We start from the raw sequence: 17,643 nt of genomic DNA on the forward strand, positions 1-17,643 counted from the left end.
GCGCTGGGGCGGCTCGCGGAGGGGCTGCCGTACGAGTTCGTCGCCCGGGACACCGCGTCCTGGTACGGGCTCGTCATGCGCCCCCTGGCCCCCGCCCCCGCCCGTGCCTCTGTCCCTCTCTCTTCTCTCCGGCAAGGATGAGCGTCATGTTGCAGTGCACCGCCTTCAGTGAACTCCCCGAGATGGGTGCGCGGGTCGCGCTCATGGGCCTGGCGGACGGCCCCGGCCAGGCGTCGGACGCGCCCGACCTGGACGACTGCCTGCTCTGTGAACTCGGCGAGCACGACGAGGGGGTCGAGCACGCGGCCCAGCTCTGGTCGGCCTCGGCTCCGGCCGGGCGGGATCTGTGGATGTTCTGGACCGATGGCGACGGGCGCCGGAAGTTCCGCTTCGCGGAACTGCTGCCGTGCCCGGCCGCCATCCACCGCCTGTCCGTCAAGGACGGAGACGCCTGCGTGCTGTACGACCGGCACCCCGCCGCGCACTCCTGGGACGTGAGAGACCCGCTCGCCGACCTTATGGCGGAGCGCATCCGGGAGGACGTACGCCGCGACCGCGACGGAGACGACAGGGCCTAGCGGCGCTTGCGGCCGAAGGCGTTCCGCAGGCCGCCGGTCAGCGTGCCGACACCGGTGCGCAGGGCGATGTAGTCGAGGGCGCCGCCCACACCGCGAGCAGCCCACCTGAACGCTCTCACCAGCTGTTCGTCCATCGCGTCTTTCTCTCACTCGGCCGTACGTCGTCTTCCTGTATGACGCATCTACGGTAAGAGGGGTTGCCCCGACCGGGTTCGTCGCAGACATCTGCCGAACGGCAGATGTGCGGGGCCGCCCCGCACGGAAGCCTTGGTTCCCGACAGCAGACGCCGTTCCGCGTGCGAGCGGAGACCAGGGGGCCACCATGCCGAACACCGTCACCGAAACGCCGCCCAGCGGGGAGACCTCCCCGCGGACCGCCGGGGACCGCCGCCGACGCTGGTGGTCCGGCTGGCCGCAGTGGTCCGGGTACCTGGCGATCGTGTGGTCGGCGCTCTACGGGGCGGCGGCGCTCTACTGGGCGCTCGGCGGGGCCGGTTACCCCTTCGAGCGGGTCCACGAGGACCGATCCTCCGGATCGATCCTGGAGCCGAGCCGGGCCGAGGCGGTCGCCCCGGTGCTGGCGGTGTTCTGCGCCCTCGGTGTGGTCGCCGGTCTTCTGATGCTGAAGAACCTCGGGTCCGGCCGGGTCCGCAAGGCCCTGCTCGCCTACGGGTGGGTGGCCGGTATCGCCCTGACGCTCCTGATACCCGACTACTCGCTGCTCGGCCTGCTGGCGTTCTCGCCGGTGCTGCTCGTGTTCGTCTTCACCGGGGTGCCCGGGCCGCAGGACATGGGCGACATCCTGTACTGGCACCGCGGGAACCTGATGATCGTCTTCATCGGCGGGCTGCTGTGGGTCGCCGCGACACTCGCGTACCAGCGGCGCACCAACGGGCAGTGCGTGTACTGCGGCCGGGCCCCGCACGGCCCGGGTTCCTGGGCCGACCCCGTCAGGCTGCGCACGTGGGGCCGCCGGGCGGTCTGGCTGGCCGTGCTCTCGACCCTCCCGTACGACATCACCCGCATCGCCTGGTACTTCGGCCTGCCGCTCGGCATCACCGACCATTTCCTGAAGGAGATGCAGGACACGCCCCACATGCTGGAGATAGGACTCGCGCTGGGAGTGGTGTCGACCTTGGGCAGCCTGCTGATGCACGGGCTGGTCGCCAGGTGGGGTGAGGTGTGGCCGCGCTGGGTGTGGTGGAAGAAGGGCCGGACGATCCATCCGGCGACCGCCGTCATACCGGCCGGGTTCGTCGCGGTCGCGCTCGTTCCGGGTGGCCTGATGGCGGTGCGTGGCTTCGAGTCGGCCTCGTGGGGGATCACCGGTCCCGCGATCCTGTGGGTGGTCTGGGGCGCGGCGCTGGGCGTTGCCACCTACCTGTACCAACTGCGCCGCCGCGGTGCCTGCCGCAGCTGCGGGCAGGGCTGACGGGCAGTCGGTACACGGGCCCCGGGTCAGTTGAGGCAGAACTCGTTGTCCTCGGGGTCCGCCATGAGGACCCAGCTCCCGCCCTGCTCCTCGTACGTGCGCAGCGCCCGCGCACCCAGCCCCACCAGCCGTTCCTCCTCCGCGTCCCGCTGCCCCGGCGCGGAGTGCACATCGATGTGGAGCCGGTTCTTCACCGTCTTCGGCTCCGGTACCCGCTGGAACAGCAGCCGCCGCCCCTGCCCCGTACCGCTGACCTCGTCGTACGGGTCGTCGGGATGCCGGGCCGCCGCTAGGTCGCGCCAGGCGCGGCGGCCGTGGGCGTGGGCCGTGATGGCCTCCGGTACGGCTCCGGCGGCGAGCAGTCGCTCGACCAGCGGGCTGTTGTCCTCGACGAGATAGCCCAAGGCCGCCGCCCAGAATCCGGCCTGTGCGTGCGGGTCGGCGCTGTCGATCACGAGCTTCCAGGACAGTGTCTGTGTCATGGAAACCGTTTATAGTGGTTACATGAGTGAAAGGGCAACGGACGCGCCGGAACAGTCCGAACGGCCGGGGCCGCCCGAAGGGCCTCAACGGTCCGTGCGGGCGGGGCGGCAGGAGCCTTCTGGGCTGTTGCTGCGGCATCCGGACGGCAGTTCGTTCCGGTTCGATCCGGGCGCGCTCTGTCTGGAGCTTCTGCCGACCGGGGGCCCGGGCGCGTTGGCGTACTTCGAGGTGCTGCGCGAGCCGGCCGACCTGGTGCGCTGGGCGGAGGAGAGCCGGCTGCCGGACGGGCTCGGTACGGCCGCCGGGCCCGGCCCGGGGCCGAGTTCGGGCCCGACGCTCGTCGTGAGCGCGGGGGAGGTGGCGGACGCGCGTGCTCTGCGCGATGCGCTGTGGCGGCTGGCGGAGAGGCATGTGGACGGAGGGCCGCCCGGCCCGGACGACCTCGCCACCCTCAACGGCGCGGCGGCGCACCCGCCCCTGGCGGCCCGGCTCACCCCGGGCGGGAACCGCGAGTGGGCTCCCGGGGGCGCCGGGACCGGGTTGCTGTCCACCGTCGCCCGCGACGCGGTCGAGCTGTTCACCGGGGCGTTCGCCCACCGGATCCGTCCGTGCGGTGCGCACGGCTGCCGCCTGCTGTTCGTCGATACCTCCCGGCCCGGCAGGCGCCGCTGGTGCTCCATGGAGCGCTGCGGCAACCGTCACAAGGTCAGGGCCCACCGCGCCCGGCTCGCCACCGCCGCCGACGGGTGAAGAGCGCACCGCGTCCACCCGGGGGCGATGCCCACTCTCTCTGGGCAGTCGACTGTCTCTGTGCATGAGACACGAAAATCTATGGTCGCCAGAGTAGACATTGGGCGGTGCCGTGGTTATGGTTTCTCTTGTAGCCCACAGAGACAGCAGGGCTCGGCAGAGACGAACTGCCGGGCAGCAGTACAGCAGTTGCCGTTCGAAGGACGGTGCGGTGGCGGAGTTTCGAAGCCAGGGTTGTTGCAGGACGGCGACGGGACTGGCGACCGCACCGGGTGGCCCGCAGTGATCAGGGGCCGCCGCCGGCAGTACCGCGATTCTCGCGGGAGCAGTACCAGCAGTGGGCAAGTGATGCATTCCAGAGGAAGAACGGAGGGGCGAGGCGCCATCGGGATCGCCCGGGCGGAGTGATGAGCCCGGGTACCGCAGGACATCGATAGTGAGGTGGTCTCCGGTCAAGCAACCGCGATCCCCGCGACCCCGGCGACTTTCGGACCGGGTCAGCGGAAACAGAAGGCCGGCGCAGTGATCAGGGCCGGCGGATGGTGTTAGCAGTTCCTTCGGGGCCCGAGTGCCGTACGGCACTCGGGCCCCTCCACGCGTTCCACAGAGAGGTGCAAATGACAGCAGGCGACTCGTTCGGACGTCTCGATGACGACGACTTCCCCGCCTACACGATGGGCCGGGCCGCCGAGATGCTCGGTACCACGCAGGGCTTTCTCCGAGCCATCGGAGAAGCCCGCCTCATCACCCCGCTGCGCTCCGAGGGCGGGCACCGCCGCTACTCCCGCTACCAGCTGCGCATTGCCGCACGCGCCCGGGAGCTTGTCGACCAGGGCACCCCCATCGAGGCCGCCTGCCGCATCGTCATCCTTGAGGACCAGCTCGAAGAAGCCCAGCGCATCAACGCCGAATACCGCAAGGCCGCCACATCGGAGAACCCGACGAGCGCAGGCTGAGGCGGCGTCGCCCCTGCCCAGCCCGTGCCAGCCCTGCCCAGCCCTGCCCTGCCAGGCCCTGCCCTGGTCAGTGGCGGGGCGGGCCGCAGGAGGCGTGGACCGGTACCGGCCTGCCGCCCGAGAGGTACCGGCGGGCCGGCTCCCTCAGGAACCCGGCCCGCCGGGCCTCGGTCGGCACCGTGTCGCCCGAAACGACGAGCAGGCCGCCGGTCGGGCCCTCACCGCGAGGCAGAGCTTCCTCGGCGCGCAGCGGTGTGTTCTCCGGCTAGTGGTCGGAGTAGCTGAAGTCGCCCATGGTCCAGGCGCTGACGTCCTCGATCGCCACGCGGTACATCCCGCCCGTGTCCGGGATGCCCACCGTTCCCTGCAGGATCCGCGCCACATGGAAGTGCAGATGCGTGGGCGCCTTCTCCATGGGCGTCGGGGCGGTGAAGACGGCGGAAAATTCGCTCAGGCGGGCCGAGTCGGCCAGGACCTCCGACACCCGCTGCCTCCAGACCGCTTCAGGAGCCAGCCGCCCCGTGATGACAGCACCACCGGCGACCACGGTCAGAGTCATCTGATTGCTGTGCCCGGACTCCACCAGGGCAGCGATATCAACCAGCAGTTCGTCAGGCTTCGACATGGGGCCAATTCTATGCAACGCCGTCCGGCCGGTTCGAGAGGTGTGCCCTCACCGGCTTCGACAGTGACGGGTCAGCGCACCCGGGCCTCGCGCGGAGGGAGACCGGCGCAGGCGGGGCAGGTGTGCCGGTCGATCGCGGCCAGCAGGCGGGCGGCAGCCGCGCGCACGGTCCGCGCCGGGGAAGAGCCCCCGGCGTCGGGCACGCCGGGCGGGCTGGGCGCGCCGGGCGGGCTGGGCGCGGAGCCCAGCAGGGCGGCCGTGGAGCGGCCCGCCGCCACCGCGTCGTGCGCGGCGCGGGTCCATGCGGGGTGCTCGGGGTTCCCGGCCGCCAGGATCGTGGCGAGCAGCTCCAGGACGCCCGCCCGGTCCCTGACCGTGTCCGTCGCCGCCAGCTCCCAGAGGAACGGCACCGCCGCCGCCGTCGAGTCGAAGACGGGCGGGGTGCCGATCCAGCGCTCCAGATCGCTCAGCGCCTCGTCCGAGGTGGGCGCGTCACCCCAGGCGATCCGCGACAGCACCCCGGGAACCTGGGACGCGGAGCCGTACGCGTGTTGCAGCTCGTGCCACCGCACGTTCCTCATGGCCCCCAGGACAGTCCCCATCCGGGCACTCAATCAGCCTTTACCGCACGGCGTCCACCATGCCGGGGAACCGTTCCGCGGACCGGCCCGTTCCGTGGAGCCGACGCAGATACTCCCGTACGGAGCGGGCGTCGTCCGCCGGGGCGACCAGGCCCACGTGGTGGTCGGGGCGGACGACCACGACGGTGCCCGTGCCGGTACGACCGGAGGCTTCCGGTCCGTACGCGGCGGCCGCGTGGCCCGCGTCGTCGACCACCGCTCCCGGCTCCGCCCCCGCCCGGTCCTCGTGCGCCGCGTACACCCGGCAGACCCGCACCTCGGCGTCGCCGTACGCGTCCGCCGTCCCGCGCAGGACCGCCGCGCTCCTGGGGCCGAAACCGAGGACCGTGGTGCGGGGGCCCGCGAAGACGCGGTGCAGCCGGGTCCGTACCCCGGTCGTGGCGTCGGCACAGGGGGCGTCCGGGGCGCGGTCCCCGGCGCGCGGGCCGGGCGTCCCGGCCTCCGGCTCCCGGCCCCCGGCGGCCAGCGAGCTCCAGCGGTAGCCGACGTCCAGGCCGGTGGTGTCGGGGGTGATCGCCGCGTCCAGGCCGCCGCCGGGGCGACGGATCGCCTCCAGCGTGGCCCGCAGCCGTTCCGATGTGAGGTCCAGGGTGCGGGCGGCCACCGGGAGCCGCTCCTCCTCGTAGGTGTCCAGCAGCTGAGCGTCCGCGTGACCGGCGAGCACCAGCCCCAGCTTCCAGCCCAGGTTGAACGCGTCCTGGATGCCGGTGTTCATCCCGAGGCCGCCCGCGATGGCGTGCACGTGCGCCGCGTCGCCCGCGAGGAGGACCCGCCCGGCGCGGAACCGGTCCGCCATCCGTACGTTGACCCGGTACGTCGACAGCAGCTCCGCCCGCGTCAGGGCCGGGCCGGGCAGGGCGGTGTGGTGGGCGAGCAGCCGCCTGAACCCGTCGGCGGTGGGCGCGAGCGGCTCTCCCAGGCCGTCCCGCTCCGGCCCGGCCTGGAACCACCAGCCCGTCCGCGTGCCGGGGATCGGGCAGAGCATCACCGCGCCGTCCTCGTCGAACCACTGGTGCCAGCGGGTGCGGTCCAGGGCGCTCTCGGCCAGGTCGACATCGCCGCAGACCATCACCTGGTCCTCGTCGGTGGTCCCCTCGAACCCGATCCCGAGCAGCTTCCGTACGGAGCTGTGGGCGCCGTCGCAGCCGACGACGTAGCGGGCCCGCCCGGCCGGCCCATCGGCGTACGTGACGTCGACATGGCCCCCGTCGCCCCTGTCGCCCCTGCCGTCCCCGTCGCCCTCGTCGCCACGGCCGTCATCGTGACGTGCCTGCGTCAGCCCCACGACCTCGCGGCCCGGCTCGACGCGGACGCCGTACCCGGCCAGCCGGTCGCGGAGGATTCCCTCCAGCCGCCACTGGGCGATCAGCCACCCCCGGTCGTAGGGCGCGTCGGGCGACGGCGCGGAGTCCGCCCACGGATCGGCCTCCGCCACCGGGAGACGGTCGCGGTACTTGAGCATCGGCAGCGGGGCCGAACCGGCGGCGAGCACCTCCTCGACCACTCCCAGATCGTCCAGGATCTCCAGCGACCGGGGGTTGGGGCCCTTGGCGCGCGAGGTGCGCGGCGGGGCGGGGGACCGGTCCACGATCCGTACGGCCGCGCCGCGCCGGGCCAGGTCGCAGGCCAGCACCAGCCCGGTGGGTCCCGCTCCCACGATGAGTACGTCGGTCATGCCCATGCTTCTCCTTCGGTCACGCTCCGGTCTACCCAGGACAGGAAAACGTAACCGAGTAAGAAAAGCAACTAGGTAACCTTTTGTTGGGTGGGGCTGCCCTGCGGTGTGGGCGTGGCGTCCGGGGGCGGGGCCACGGGGTCCTGGGCCGTGGTCGCGGGGTCCGGGGGCATGGTGGCGGGTGCGGCGGCCGCCGTCGCCAGCAGCTTCAGGGCGAGCGCCCGGTTGCGTCGGGCGGTCCGCAGCGCGTCCCAGGTCAGCAGCGACAGGGCCAGCCAGACCAGGGCGAACCCGGCCCACCGCTCGGGCGGCATCGACTCGTTGAAGTACAGGACGCCCAGCCCGAACTGGAAGACCGGGGCCAGGTACTGGAGCAGCCCCAGCGTGGACAGCGGCACCCGGACCGCCGCCGCACCGAAGCAGATCAGCGGCACCGCCGTGACGATGCCCGTCGCGGCGAGCAGGAACCCGTGCCCCGCGCCCCCGGTCGTGAACGTCGACCCGCCGGTGGCGGCGAGCCAGAGCAGGAAGCCGAGCGCGGGCACGAAGAGCACGGCGGTCTCGGCGGCCAGCGACTCCAGGCCGCCCATGTTGACCTTCTTCTTCACCAGGCCGTACGTGGCGAACGAGAACGCCAGCACCAGCGAGACCCAGGGCGGCTTGCCGTAACCGATCGCCAGGACGAGGACGGCGACCAGCCCTGTGGCGACCGCGGCCCACTGGACCGGCCGCAGCCGTTCGCCCAGCAGCAGGACGCCCATGGCGATGGTGACCAGTGGATTGATGAAGTAGCCGAGCGAGGCCTCGACGACCTGGCCGTTGTTCACGGCCCAGATGTAGAGACCCCAGTTGACGGTGATGGTCGCCGCGGCGACCGATATCAGGCCCAGCTTGCGCCGGTCGCGGACCAGTTCGCCGATCCAGGCCCAGCGGCGTACGACCAGCAGGGCGACGGCGACGACGCCGAGCGACCAGACCATCCGGTGCGCGAGGATCTCGATCGCCCCGGACGGCTTGAGCAGCGGCCAGAACAGCGGGACCAGGCCCCACATCCCGTACGCGCCGATTCCGTACAGCAGGCCTGCCCGCTGTTCGTTCTTCCCCTCCACGTGCCCTCCCGGCCCGGCCGCGTCGGCGGATCCGCCGACGGCACGACGGTAGCGCCGGGAGAGCTTCGTGTCATAGCCGTCTCACGGAAACACTCATGACAGGGCCCTGTGTGACGAGGTGGGGCGGGTGGCGCGGGGGCACGTCGGAGCTCAGGCGGCGGGCAGGGCGGCGCGCACGGTCTCGGCGAGGGGCGTCGTCGGGCGGCCGATGAGCCGGGCGAGGTCGCCGCTCGTCCCCGCGAGCCGCCCCCGTCCGATCGCCTCGTCCACGTCCACGAGGATCGCGGCGAAGGCCTCGGGCAGTCCGGCGCCGACCAGGACCTCCTGGTGCGCGGCGGCCGGCATGTTCTCGTACGTGATCTCCTCGCCGGTCAGCTCGGACAGCAGCGCGGCGTACGAGGCGAGCGACCAGGCGGTGTCGCCGCTCAGCTCGTAGGCGGTGTTCAGGTGGCCGTCGCCGGTCAGCACGGCGGCCGCCGCGGCGGCGTAGTCGGCCCGGGAGGCGGAGGCGACACGGCCCTCGCCCGCGTTGGCGAGCACCGCGCGGTGCTCCAGGACCGGGGCCAGGTTGGCGGTGTAGTTCTCGGTGTACCAGCCGTTGCGCAGGAACGTGTACGGCAGCCCGGAGTCGAGGATCAGCTGCTCGGTGGCCTTGTGCTCGTCGGCCAGTGTGAAGTCCGCGTCCGGCCCGCCGAGCACGCCGGTGTAGGCGAGCTGGGCGACGCCCGCCGCCTTCGCCGCGTCGACGACCGCGGCGTGCTGCGGCACCCGCTTGCCCACCTCGCTGCCGGAGATCAGCAGTACCCGGTCGCCGGACCGGAAGACTCCGGCGAGGGACTCGGGGCGGTCGTAGTCCGCGATGCGCAGCTCCACGCCCCGGGCGGCGAGCGCGGCGGCCTTCTCCTTGTCGCGCACGACCGCGACGACCTCGCCGGCCGGGACCTCGGCCAGCAGGGCGTCGACGACGAGGCGGCCGAGCGCGCCAGTGGCTCCGGTGACAACGATGCTCATGAGGGTCTCCGATTCGGTGGTTCGACGATGCGGTTTCGGTGGTTCGGTCCGTTTCCGCGCTTCGGTTACGACCCTACGGGTAGCGCTAACTGTAAGAAAGTACCCACTTTGAAGTAAGGTACCGGCATGACAGAGAGTGCGGAGATTCCACATCCGGGGCGTCCGGGGCGTTCGGGGCGTCCAGGTCCTCCGGGTCCTCCGGGTAAAGGCCGTGGCGCGGCGGCCCTGCCCTCTCTCCTGGCCTGGGACGTCAACCAGCCCATGTGCCCGTCCCGGCTGATCCTGGAACACGTCACGAGCCGCTGGGGCGTCCTCGTGCTGGCGGCGCTGCTGGAGCGTTCGTACCGCTTCAGTGAACTGCGCCGCACGGTGGGCGGGGTCAGCGAGAAGATGCTGGCCCAGACCCTCCGGACGCTGGAGCGCGACGGCTTCGTGCACCGGGACGCGAAGCCGGTGATCCCGCCGCGGGTCGACTACACGCTCACCCCGCTCGGCATCGAGGCCGCCGAGCAGGTCTGGGCGCTCGCCCGCTGGACCGAACGCCAGGTGGGCGCGGTGGAGGCGGCACGCGAGGCATACGACGGGGCCCGGGCCTGACCCCGTGGGGGATCGGGCCCGGGCCCCGGGCGGTACGCGTACGGTCCTCGCCCGGCCTCAGCCGACGACGGTCCAGGTGTCGTTGCCGGCGAGGAGCGAGCCGAGGTCGCCCTTGCCGTTCTGCTCGACGGCGGCGTCGAGCTGGTCGGACATCAGCGTGTCGTAGACGGGCCGCTCCACGCTGCGCAGCACCCCGATGGGGGTGTGGTGCAGGGTGTCCGCGTCGGCGATCCGGGACAGCGCGAACGCTGTCGTCGGCGATTTTGCGTGGGCGTCGTGGACGAGGACCTGGGAGCGGTTCTCCTCCGTGACGGCCACCACCTTCAGATCGCCGGTGGCCGGATCGCGCACGACGCCCTTGGGCTCCTGGGAGCCGAAGAGGATCGGCTGACCGTGTTCGAGGCGGATGACGGCCTCGGCGGCCTGTTCCTTGTCCTTGAGGACCTCGAAAGCGCCGTCGTTGAAGATGTTGCAGTTCTGGTAGATCTCCACCAGCGCCGTGCCCGAGTGCTCCGCGGCCGCGCGCAGCACGCTGGTGAGGTGCTTGCGGTCGGAGTCGACCGTGCGCGCCACGAACGTCGCCTCCGCGCCGAGGGCGAGGGACACCGGGTTGAACGGTGCGTCGAGCGACCCCATCGGCGTCGATTTGGTGATCTTGCCGAGCTCGGAGGTGGGGCTGTACTGGCCCTTCGTGAGCCCGTAGATCCGGTTGTTGAAGAGCAGGATCTTGAGGTTGACGTTGCGGCGCAGGGCGTGGATGAGGTGGTTGCCGCCGATGGAGAGGGCGTCGCCGTCACCGGTGACGACCCAGACCGACAGGTCGCGGCGGGAGGTGGCGAGCCCGGTGGCGATGGAGGGGGCGCGGCCGTGGATGGAGTGCATCCCGTAGGTGTTCATGTAGTACGGGAAGCGGGAGGAGCAGCCGATGCCGGAGACGAAGGTGATGTTCTCCTTCGCGAGGCCCAGCTCCGGCATGAACCCCTGGACGGCGGCGAGCACCGCGTAGTCGCCGCAGCCGGGGCACCAGCGGACCTCCTGGTCGGACTTGAAGTCCTTCATGGACTGCTTCGCCTCGGCCTTGGGCACCAGCTGCAGCAGGTCGTTGTGGTGCAGTTCCTCGGTGTCAGGCATCGATGGCCTCCTTGAGGGCCGTGGCGAGCTGCTCGGCCTTGAACGGCATTCCGTTGACCTGGTTGTAACTGTGGGCGTCCACCAGATACTTCGCCCTGAGCAGCATGGCGAGCTGGCCGAGGTTCATCTCCGGGACGACGACCTTGTCGTAGCGCTTCAGCACCTCGCCGAGGTTCTTCGGGAAGGGGTTGAGATGGCGGAGGTGGGCCTGGGCGATGGGTTCCCCCGCGGCCCGCAGCCGACGCACCGCCGCGGTGATCGGCCCGTACGTCGATCCCCAGCCGAGCACCAGGGTGCGGGCCCCGGCGGGGTCGTCGACCTGGAGGTCGGGGACCTCGATGCCGTCGATCCTGGCCTGGCGGGTGCGGACCATGAAGTCGTGGTTGGCCGGGTCGTAGGAGATGTTGCCCGTGCCGTCCTGCTTCTCGATCCCGCCGATACGGTGCTCCAGGCCGGCCGTCCCGGGGACCGCCCACGGACGGGCCAGGGTCCCGGGGTCGCGCTTGTAGGGCCAGAACACCTCCGTCCCGTCCGCCAGCGTGTGGTTCGGTCCGGTGGCGAAGGGGGTCTTCAGATCGGGCAGGGCCGACGTCTCCGGGATCCGCCACGGCTCGGAGCCGTTGGCGAGATAGCCGTCGGAGAGCAGGAAGACCGGGGTGCGGTAGACCAGGGCGATCCGGGCCGCTTCGATCGCGGCGTCGAAGCAGTCGGCCGGAGTCCGCGGAGCCACGATCGGAACCGGGGCCTCACCGTTCCTGCCGAACATCGCCTGCAACAGATCGGCCTGCTCGGTCTTGGTCGGCAGCCCGGTCGACGGCCCGCCCCGCTGGATGTCGACGATCAGCAGCGGCAGCTCCAGGGAGACCGCGAGACCGATCGTCTCCGACTTCAGCGCCACCCCCGGGCCGGACGTCGTCGTGACGCCCAGCGCCCCGCCGAAGGCCGCGCCCAGCGCCGCACCGATCCCGGCGATCTCGTCCTCCGCCTGGAACGTCCGCACACCGAAGTTCTTGTGCCGCGACAGCTCATGCAGGATGTCCGAGGCCGGAGTGATCGGATACGAGCCCAGATACAACGGCAGCTCCGCCAGCTGCCCGGCCGCGATCAGCCCGTAGGACAGGGCGAGGTTCCCCGAGATGTTGCGGTAGGTGCCGGTGGGGAAGGCCTGCGAGGCCGGGGCCACCTCGTAGGAGACCGCGAAGTCCTCGGTCGTCTCACCGAAATTCCACCCCGCCCGGAAGGCCGCCACGTTCGCCTCGGCGATCTGCGGCTTCTTCGCGAACTTCTGCCGCAGGAACGTCTCCGTCCCCTCGGTCGGCCGGTGATACATCCACGACAGCAGGCCCAGCGCGAACATGTTCTTCGACCGCTCCGCCTCCTTACGAGGCAGCCCGAATTCCTTCAACGCCTCCAGCGTCAACGTCGTCAACGGCACCGGATGAACGTTGTAGGCCTCCAGCGAACCGTCCTCCAGCGGATTGGTCGCGTACCCCACCTTCGCCATCGGCCGCTTCGTGAACTCATCGGTGTTCACAATGATCTCCGCACCGCGCGGAACGTCGTCGATGTTCGCCTTCAACGCGGCCGGGTTCATCGCGACCAGGACGTTGGGGGCGTCGCCCGGGGTCAGAATGTCATGATCGGCAAAGTGCAGCTGGAACGAAGAAACCCCCGGCAGGGTGCCTGCGGGGGCCCGGATCTCGGCCGGGAAGTTCGGCAGCGTGGAGAGATCGTTGCCGAAGGAAGCGGTCTCCGAGGTGAACCGGTCACCCGTGAGCTGCATACCGTCACCCGAGTCGCCCGCGAAACGGATGATCACCCGGTCCAGGCGACGGATCTCCTTCCCGTCGCCGCCCGTGGTTCCCGTCGTACCTGACAGGGGGGCTCGCTGACCCCCGAGGACGGCGTCGTTGGCCTCTTCGGCCTTCTCTGCCGCGCTACTGACCTGGCTCGTCACTGAACTGGACCTCCCTTGGGCGGCGGTTCGGAACCGTCCGGCCAGCCGGCGATCCCAGAGGCCACCCTACGTCCGCGTAGGTGACCTCCCAGGGACCGATCATATGGTGGACGCTCTTTTGAGACACCCTTTGAATAAGGTTTGTCACGTTTTGCAACCCCCCTGATCGCGAGATGAAGACGGCCGCTCCCTGGGCCTTTTGTCCTAGGCCTCCCTCCTGCCTCCCAGAGTCCCCTCGGCCGCTCGGGCCCCCGTCGACCCCTTCTTGATCAGAGGTGCCCGCCCGGCACCCACCGGACACCCTCGGACCCGCGTGATGCCCGCAATGCGCCCGGGGCGCTCTCGGGGTGCTCCCGGGGCGCTCCGGGCGCGCCCCGGGAGGAGCCTCGGAGTATCGGCCGGTGTGAGGCTGCCTGCGGCTCGCGTTCTGTCCGGCAATACCTGACAGGGCGTCAGGTATTTGGGGTGTCACGAGGGTGTCAGATGTCTAGGAATTCAGGTAGGTCAGCACAGCGAGGACGCGCCGGTGGTCTCCGTCGCTGGGCGAGAGCCCCAGCTTCTGGAAGATGTTGCTGACGTGCTTCTCGACCGCCCCGTCGCTCACCACGAGCTGGCGGGCGACCGCGGAGTTCGTCCGGCCCTCGGCCATCAGCCCCAGGACCTCCCGCTCGCGCGGCGTCAGCCCGGCCAGCACGTCCTGCTTGCGGCTGCGGCCCAGCAGCTGCGCCACCACTTCCGGGTCCAGTGCCGTCCCGCCCTGCGCCACCCGGACGACGGCGTCCACGAACTCGCGGACCTCGGCCACCCGGTCCTTCAGCAGATACCCCACCCCGCGGCTGCTGCCCGCCAGCAGCTCGGTGGCGTACTGCTCCTCCACGTACTGGGAGAGGACCAGCACCCCGATGTCCGGGTAATCCTTCCGCAGCCGCACCGCCGCGCGCACGCCCTCATCGGTGTGCGTCGGCGGCATCCGGACATCGGCGACCACCACATCGGGCAGCGCCCGCTGAGCGTCGAGGTCCGCCACGGTCTTGAGCAGCGCCTCCGCATCCCCGACCCCCGCCACCACGTCGTGCCCGAGATCGGTGAGCAGACGGGTGAGCCCCTCCCGGAGCAGGACCGAATCCTCGGCGATGACCACGCGCACCCTGTTCTCCACGTTCTCCACGACTGCGAGTCCCCCACTGTTCCGAATATGCCGCGCTCCCCGCGACCCCGCACGACCACGCCCGACCACCGCGCACCGCGCCCCGACCGCACAAGCATCCCAGGACCCGGACACGGATGGGGCCCCTGTGGATAACCGGAGGACCAGCAGCACGGCCCCGCACGCCCTGGGCACGGCCCCGCACGCCCTCCTGGGCACGGACGGCCGCATGCCTCGGGCGGTCCCGGCTGTGCGTGCCTGGCGATCAAGGTCATAGCCCTGGCGGTCGCGGGCGTACGCCCCGTCGCCGGACCGGGAGGCTGGGCGACGGGGCGTACGCCCGCGGGGAGGGGGCGAGGGGGGAGGCGAGGGGGCCCGTGGTGGCGGAGCAAGGAGGGGCAGGGAGGTGGCGGAGCAGGGAGGAGCGGGGAGGGGTCGGGAGGAGCGGGGAGGAGCGGGGAGGAGTAGGGAGTGGTGCGGGAGACCGGGGGAGAGGCGCGAGACGCCGCGCTCGGGGTCAGCCGCGCCAGGGCAGCTCGGCCGTGACCGTCGTCGGGCCGCCGGCCGGGGAGTCGACCACGAGGACCCCGTCCACGGCGTCCAGCCGCTCCGTCAGCCCCGCCAGACCGCCGCCCGAGGCCGGTGACGCCCCGCCCCGGCCGTTGTCGGTGACCTGGAGCATCAGCCGGTCGGCCGCCCGCCACACGTCGACCGTGGCCCGGGTCGCACGGGCGTGCTTGCTGATGTTCTGGAGCAGCTCGGAGACGGTGAAGTACGCGATGCCCTCGATCGCCTGCGCGGGCCGCGAGTCCAGGTCCACCTCGACCGTCACGGGCACGGTGCAGCGCGAGGCTATCGCGGAGAGGGCGGCGTCCAGGCCCCGGTCGGTGAGGACGGCGGGGTGGATCCCCCGGGCCAGATCGCGCAGCTCCTGAAGGGCCACCTTCACCTCGCCGTGGGCCTCGTCGACCATGCGGGCCGCGGCCTCGGGGTCGTCGGTGAGCTTCTCCTTCGCCAGACCCAGATCCATGGCGAGGGCGACCAGGCGGGCCTGGGCGCCGTCGTGCAGGTCCCGCTCGATGCGGCGGAGGTCTGCGGCGGCGGTGTCCACGACCACGCCCCGGTCCGACTCCAGCTCGGACACCCGGGTGGCCAGCCGGGACGGCCCCAGCAGGCCGGTGACCATCAGCCGGTCCACCGACAGCAGCCCCCGCACGATCCACGGCGCGGCCAGTACGAGCGCCAGCCCCACCGCCCCGGTCACCGCCAGCTCGCCCGGCGAGTCCAGATACTCCTGGTGGGTGCGGTCCCCGTACAGCTGGAGACCGTCCTGCCCCCCGAACACCGGGAAGAGCCAGAACCACAGCGGGTACGTCAGCGCCGCCAGGCCGTAGGTCCAGAACGTGATCGCGACGACGAAGGTGAACGTCGCCCACGGGAAGTGGAGCAGCGTGTACAGCAGGTGCCGCCAGGACACCCCGCTCTTGAGGACCGCGCCCATCCAGGACAACGGGCCACCGGTCTTCCCCCGCACCCGTTCCGGATCCGCGACCTCCACCCGCAGCAGCCCGCGCGCCCGGTGCCGCTCCAGTGCACCGAAGCCCCGGCAGACGGCGAGACCGGCGGCGAGGACCGGTATCCCGATGAAGGTGACCAGCAGGCCCGCGCTCAGCGACGTCATGGTGACCGCGAAGACGAACGCGGTCGTGGCGAGCGGGAAGCTCAGCAGCGCGTAGAGCAGCTCGCGCCAGGCACGGGCCTCCAGCGGCGCACGCAGCGGCGCCGGGAGGAAAAGCTTCGCCGGGGACTTCGGTGGGGTCTTCGCCCCGAAGCCGGGGCCGGAACCCTGATGCTGCCGGTCCCGCGTGTCCGGTCCGTATGCCGTGGCCATGAGTCCCGTCCGTTCCGTCTCTGTCTGAAGTCTCTCAGTGGGCTGTGCGTGGGGCGGCGCGCTTGTCCGTGGGGCCTGCGCCGTGATGGTGCCGGAGGCGGCCCGTCACCCCGGACCGTTCTCCCTCAAGGGTCCTGGCCGGCGGCCTTCCCCGCCATGAGGTCCCTCTCCGTATCCACCCGGGGGTTTTCCCCACCCCCGGCCGCCCGGGAGTGGGGAAAACCCCGAGCGGCCGGGCTGTCAGGCGGCCGGCCGCGCTGCGGCCCGGTCGCGCCAGGGCAGCTCGGCGGTGACGGTCGTCGGCCCGCCCTCCGGCGAGTCCAGGACGAACACCCCGTCGACGGCGTCGAGCCGCTCGGCGAGCCCCGCGAGACCCGTACCGCCGCCCATCCGGGCCCCGCCACCGCCGTCGTCCGTGACCTGGAGCATCAGCCGGTCCGCCGAACGCCACACGTCGACGGTGGCCGACCGCGCACCGCTGTGCTTGCTGACGTTCTGCAGCAGCTCCGAGACGGTGAAATACGCGATGCCCTCGATCGCCTCCGCCGGCCGCCCCCGTAGCCCCACCGACACCTTGACCGGAACCGTGCACCGGGAAGCGATGGCGGAGAGCGCGGCGTCCAGGCCCCGGTCGGTGAGGACGGCGGGGTGGATCCCGCGAGCCAGGTCGCGCAGCTCCTGGAGGGCGACCTTGATCTCGCCGTGGGCCTCGTCGACCATGCGGGCCGCGGCCTCGGGGTCGTCGGTGAGCTTCTCCTTCGCCAGCCCGAGCCCCATGGCGAGGGCGACCAGGCGGGCCTGGGCGCCGTCGTGCAGGTCGCGCTCGATGCGGCGGAGGTCGGCGGCGGCGGTGTCCACGACCACGCCCCGGTCCGACTCCAGCTCGGCGATGCGCCGCTCCAGCTCGTCCGAGGGCGACAGCAGCCCGCGTGCCATCGCCCGGTCCACCGTCGTCAACCCCCGCGTGATGAACGGCAGCACCGGCCACAGGACGAACAGGCTCGCCAGTGTCACCGCGAAGGTCAGCACCCCCCAGGGCAGTCGGATGAACCCGTACAACAACGCCCGCCAGCCCACCGGGTCCTTGAGCCCCGCCCACAGCCGGACGAAGAATCCCTGCCCCTGGTGGCCGCGCGCCAGCGGACTCGGCTCCTCGACCCGTACGCCGAGCATCCGCCGCGCCCGCCACCGCTCCATCCGGCCCAGCAGGCGCGCCCCCTGGAGCCCGCCGGCCAGCAGTGGCAGCCCGATCACGGTGACGGAGAGCCCGGCGCCGACAGCGATCACGACCACCGTGTAGACGAACCCGACGACGGCCAACGGCAGATTGGCGAGCAGATACGCGACCTCCCGCCAGGTCCACCGGTCGAGGGCGAAGCGGGCGGGCGGCAGCCGGTCGGGATCCGGCACGGAAGGGCTCATGGTCATACACACAGCCTGCCGGGCCGCACCCGCGCACACCATGGGGCTCATGGGTGGGGTGAAGTAGGGATAACCCCACCTGATGCCCGACGCGGCTGCTTACGCTCCGTTTATCAGGCCCTAGACTCCCGTGCGTACAGAACAGAACAGGTACACGGGACAGATGCGGACGACGAGGGAACGAGGGGCGGACGTGACCGACGTTACGGACGTGACCGGCGTGGCGGACGCGGTGGGC

The 17,643-nt window shown here is 71.6% G+C and carries 17 protein-coding genes; 5 read left to right on the forward strand and 12 right to left on the reverse strand.

Translation table 11 applies throughout. The annotated features are described in order from the left end of the window. Window positions 1-146: 146 nt before the first annotated feature. The gene (locus tag D581_RS0126100; RefSeq protein WP_018960134.1) at window positions 147-578 is read left to right on the forward strand and encodes a hypothetical protein; all 432 of its coding nucleotides are present in this window, start codon (window positions 147-149) and stop codon (window positions 576-578) included. Here D581_RS0126100 and D581_RS1000000141715 read toward each other — a convergent pair. Beyond that, the gene (locus D581_RS1000000141715) at window positions 575-712 is read right to left on the reverse strand and encodes a hypothetical protein (protein WP_018960135.1); all 138 of its coding nucleotides are present in this window, start codon (window positions 710-712) and stop codon (window positions 575-577) included. The two genes, D581_RS0126100 and D581_RS1000000141715, sit on opposite strands and share 4 nt — an antisense overlap. Before the next feature lie 188 nt (window positions 713-900). Between D581_RS1000000141715 and D581_RS0126110 the strand changes: the two genes are divergently transcribed. Then, on the forward strand, window positions 901-2,010 hold the full coding sequence (locus tag D581_RS0126110; protein WP_018960136.1) for a hypothetical protein: 1,110 nt from the start codon (window positions 901-903) through the stop codon (window positions 2,008-2,010). 26 nt (window positions 2,011-2,036) lie between these two features. Here D581_RS0126110 and D581_RS0126115 read toward each other — a convergent pair whose 3' ends face one another. Next, complete coding sequence (locus D581_RS0126115) at window positions 2,037-2,492, reverse strand: VOC family protein (RefSeq protein ID WP_018960137.1); 456 nt, start codon at window positions 2,490-2,492, stop codon at window positions 2,037-2,039. Window positions 2,493-2,619: 127 nt separating this feature from the next. Between D581_RS0126115 and D581_RS0126120 the strand changes: the two genes are divergently transcribed. Beyond that, on the forward strand, window positions 2,620-3,243 hold the full coding sequence (locus tag D581_RS0126120; RefSeq protein WP_018960138.1) for an ABATE domain-containing protein: 624 nt from the start codon (window positions 2,620-2,622) through the stop codon (window positions 3,241-3,243). Between the two features lie 617 nt (window positions 3,244-3,860). Continuing rightward, window positions 3,861-4,199 carry a MerR family transcriptional regulator gene (locus D581_RS0126125; protein ID WP_018960139.1) on the forward strand — a complete coding sequence of 113 codons (339 nt, stop codon included), beginning with the start codon at window positions 3,861-3,863 and terminating at the stop codon, window positions 4,197-4,199. 265 nt (window positions 4,200-4,464) lie between these two features. On the opposite strand, the gene D581_RS0126130 is transcribed toward D581_RS0126125, so the two are convergent. The 5 genes from D581_RS0126130 to D581_RS0126150 form a co-directional block, all read right to left on the reverse strand. After that, window positions 4,465-4,824, reverse strand: a complete 360-nt coding sequence (locus D581_RS0126130) for a hypothetical protein (protein WP_018960140.1) — start codon at window positions 4,822-4,824, stop codon at window positions 4,465-4,467. A 71-nt stretch (window positions 4,825-4,895) separates the two neighbouring features. After that, window positions 4,896-5,426: a hypothetical protein gene (locus D581_RS0126135; RefSeq protein WP_032753081.1), complete on the reverse strand. Its 531-nt coding sequence runs from the start codon at window positions 5,424-5,426 to the stop codon at window positions 4,896-4,898. A gap of 19 nt (window positions 5,427-5,445) precedes the next feature. After that, a complete protein-coding gene (locus tag D581_RS0126140) occupies window positions 5,446-7,146 on the reverse strand; it encodes an FAD-dependent monooxygenase (protein ID WP_018960142.1) in 1,701 nt (566 codons plus the stop codon). A gap of 65 nt (window positions 7,147-7,211) precedes the next feature. Further along, complete coding sequence (gene rarD, locus D581_RS0126145) at window positions 7,212-8,249, reverse strand: EamA family transporter RarD (protein WP_018960143.1); 1,038 nt, start codon at window positions 8,247-8,249, stop codon at window positions 7,212-7,214. Window positions 8,250-8,399: 150 nt separating this feature from the next. Further along, window positions 8,400-9,260: an NmrA family NAD(P)-binding protein gene (locus tag D581_RS0126150; protein ID WP_018960144.1), complete on the reverse strand. Its 861-nt coding sequence runs from the start codon at window positions 9,258-9,260 to the stop codon at window positions 8,400-8,402. A gap of 261 nt (window positions 9,261-9,521) precedes the next feature. Between D581_RS0126150 and D581_RS0126155 the strand changes: the two genes are divergently transcribed. Further along, window positions 9,522-9,857: a winged helix-turn-helix transcriptional regulator gene (locus D581_RS0126155; RefSeq protein ID WP_018960145.1), complete on the forward strand. Its 336-nt coding sequence runs from the start codon at window positions 9,522-9,524 to the stop codon at window positions 9,855-9,857. A gap of 57 nt (window positions 9,858-9,914) precedes the next feature. Here D581_RS0126155 and D581_RS0126160 read toward each other — a convergent pair whose 3' ends face one another. From D581_RS0126160 to D581_RS0126180, 5 genes are all read right to left on the reverse strand, one after another. After that, entirely contained in the window at window positions 9,915-10,988 is a 1,074-nt protein-coding gene (locus tag D581_RS0126160) for a 2-oxoacid:ferredoxin oxidoreductase subunit beta (RefSeq protein ID WP_018960146.1), read from the reverse strand. Next, entirely contained in the window at window positions 10,981-12,945 is a 1,965-nt protein-coding gene (locus D581_RS0126165; RefSeq protein ID WP_018960147.1) for a 2-oxoacid:acceptor oxidoreductase subunit alpha, read from the reverse strand. Before D581_RS0126165 ends, D581_RS0126160 begins: the two co-directional genes overlap by 8 nt. A 487-nt stretch (window positions 12,946-13,432) precedes the next feature. After that, window positions 13,433-14,092, reverse strand: coding sequence for a LuxR C-terminal-related transcriptional regulator (locus D581_RS0126170; RefSeq protein ID WP_026290922.1), 660 nt, complete (start codon window positions 14,090-14,092; stop codon window positions 13,433-13,435). A 517-nt stretch (window positions 14,093-14,609) separates the two neighbouring features. Next, on the reverse strand, window positions 14,610-15,983 hold the full coding sequence (locus tag D581_RS0126175) for a sensor histidine kinase (RefSeq protein ID WP_018960149.1): 1,374 nt from the start codon (window positions 15,981-15,983) through the stop codon (window positions 14,610-14,612). A gap of 240 nt (window positions 15,984-16,223) precedes the next feature. Then, entirely contained in the window at window positions 16,224-17,411 is a 1,188-nt protein-coding gene (locus D581_RS0126180) for a sensor histidine kinase (protein WP_026290923.1), read from the reverse strand. Window positions 17,412-17,643 lie beyond the last annotated feature (232 nt).

The organism is Streptomyces sp. CNB091 (genome assembly GCF_000377965.1).

Excerpts from the sequence above, each read along its gene's own strand:
- D581_RS0126100 (WP_018960134.1), top strand. The coding sequence starts at position 147 with ATGTTGCAGTGCACCGCCTTCAGTGAACTCCCCGAGATGGGTGCGCGG.
- D581_RS1000000141715 (WP_018960135.1), bottom strand. The coding sequence starts at position 712 with ATGGACGAACAGCTGGTGAGAGCGTTCAGGTGGGCTGCTCGCGGTGTG.
- D581_RS0126110 (WP_018960136.1), top strand. The coding sequence starts at position 901 with ATGCCGAACACCGTCACCGAAACGCCGCCCAGCGGGGAGACCTCCCCG.
- D581_RS0126115 (WP_018960137.1), bottom strand. The coding sequence starts at position 2,492 with ATGACACAGACACTGTCCTGGAAGCTCGTGATCGACAGCGCCGACCCG.
- D581_RS0126125 (WP_018960139.1), top strand. The coding sequence starts at position 3,861 with ATGACAGCAGGCGACTCGTTCGGACGTCTCGATGACGACGACTTCCCC.
- D581_RS0126130 (WP_018960140.1), bottom strand. The coding sequence starts at position 4,824 with ATGTCGAAGCCTGACGAACTGCTGGTTGATATCGCTGCCCTGGTGGAG.
- D581_RS0126135 (WP_032753081.1), bottom strand. The coding sequence starts at position 5,426 with ATGGGGACTGTCCTGGGGGCCATGAGGAACGTGCGGTGGCACGAGCTG.
- D581_RS0126140 (WP_018960142.1), bottom strand. The coding sequence starts at position 7,146 with ATGGGCATGACCGACGTACTCATCGTGGGAGCGGGACCCACCGGGCTG.
- D581_RS0126150 (WP_018960144.1), bottom strand. The coding sequence starts at position 9,260 with ATGAGCATCGTTGTCACCGGAGCCACTGGCGCGCTCGGCCGCCTCGTC.
- D581_RS0126155 (WP_018960145.1), top strand. The coding sequence starts at position 9,522 with ATGTGCCCGTCCCGGCTGATCCTGGAACACGTCACGAGCCGCTGGGGC.
- D581_RS0126160 (WP_018960146.1), bottom strand. The coding sequence starts at position 10,988 with ATGCCTGACACCGAGGAACTGCACCACAACGACCTGCTGCAGCTGGTG.
- D581_RS0126175 (WP_018960149.1), bottom strand. The coding sequence starts at position 15,983 with ATGGCCACGGCATACGGACCGGACACGCGGGACCGGCAGCATCAGGGT.
- D581_RS0126180 (WP_026290923.1), bottom strand. The coding sequence starts at position 17,411 with ATGACCATGAGCCCTTCCGTGCCGGATCCCGACCGGCTGCCGCCCGCC.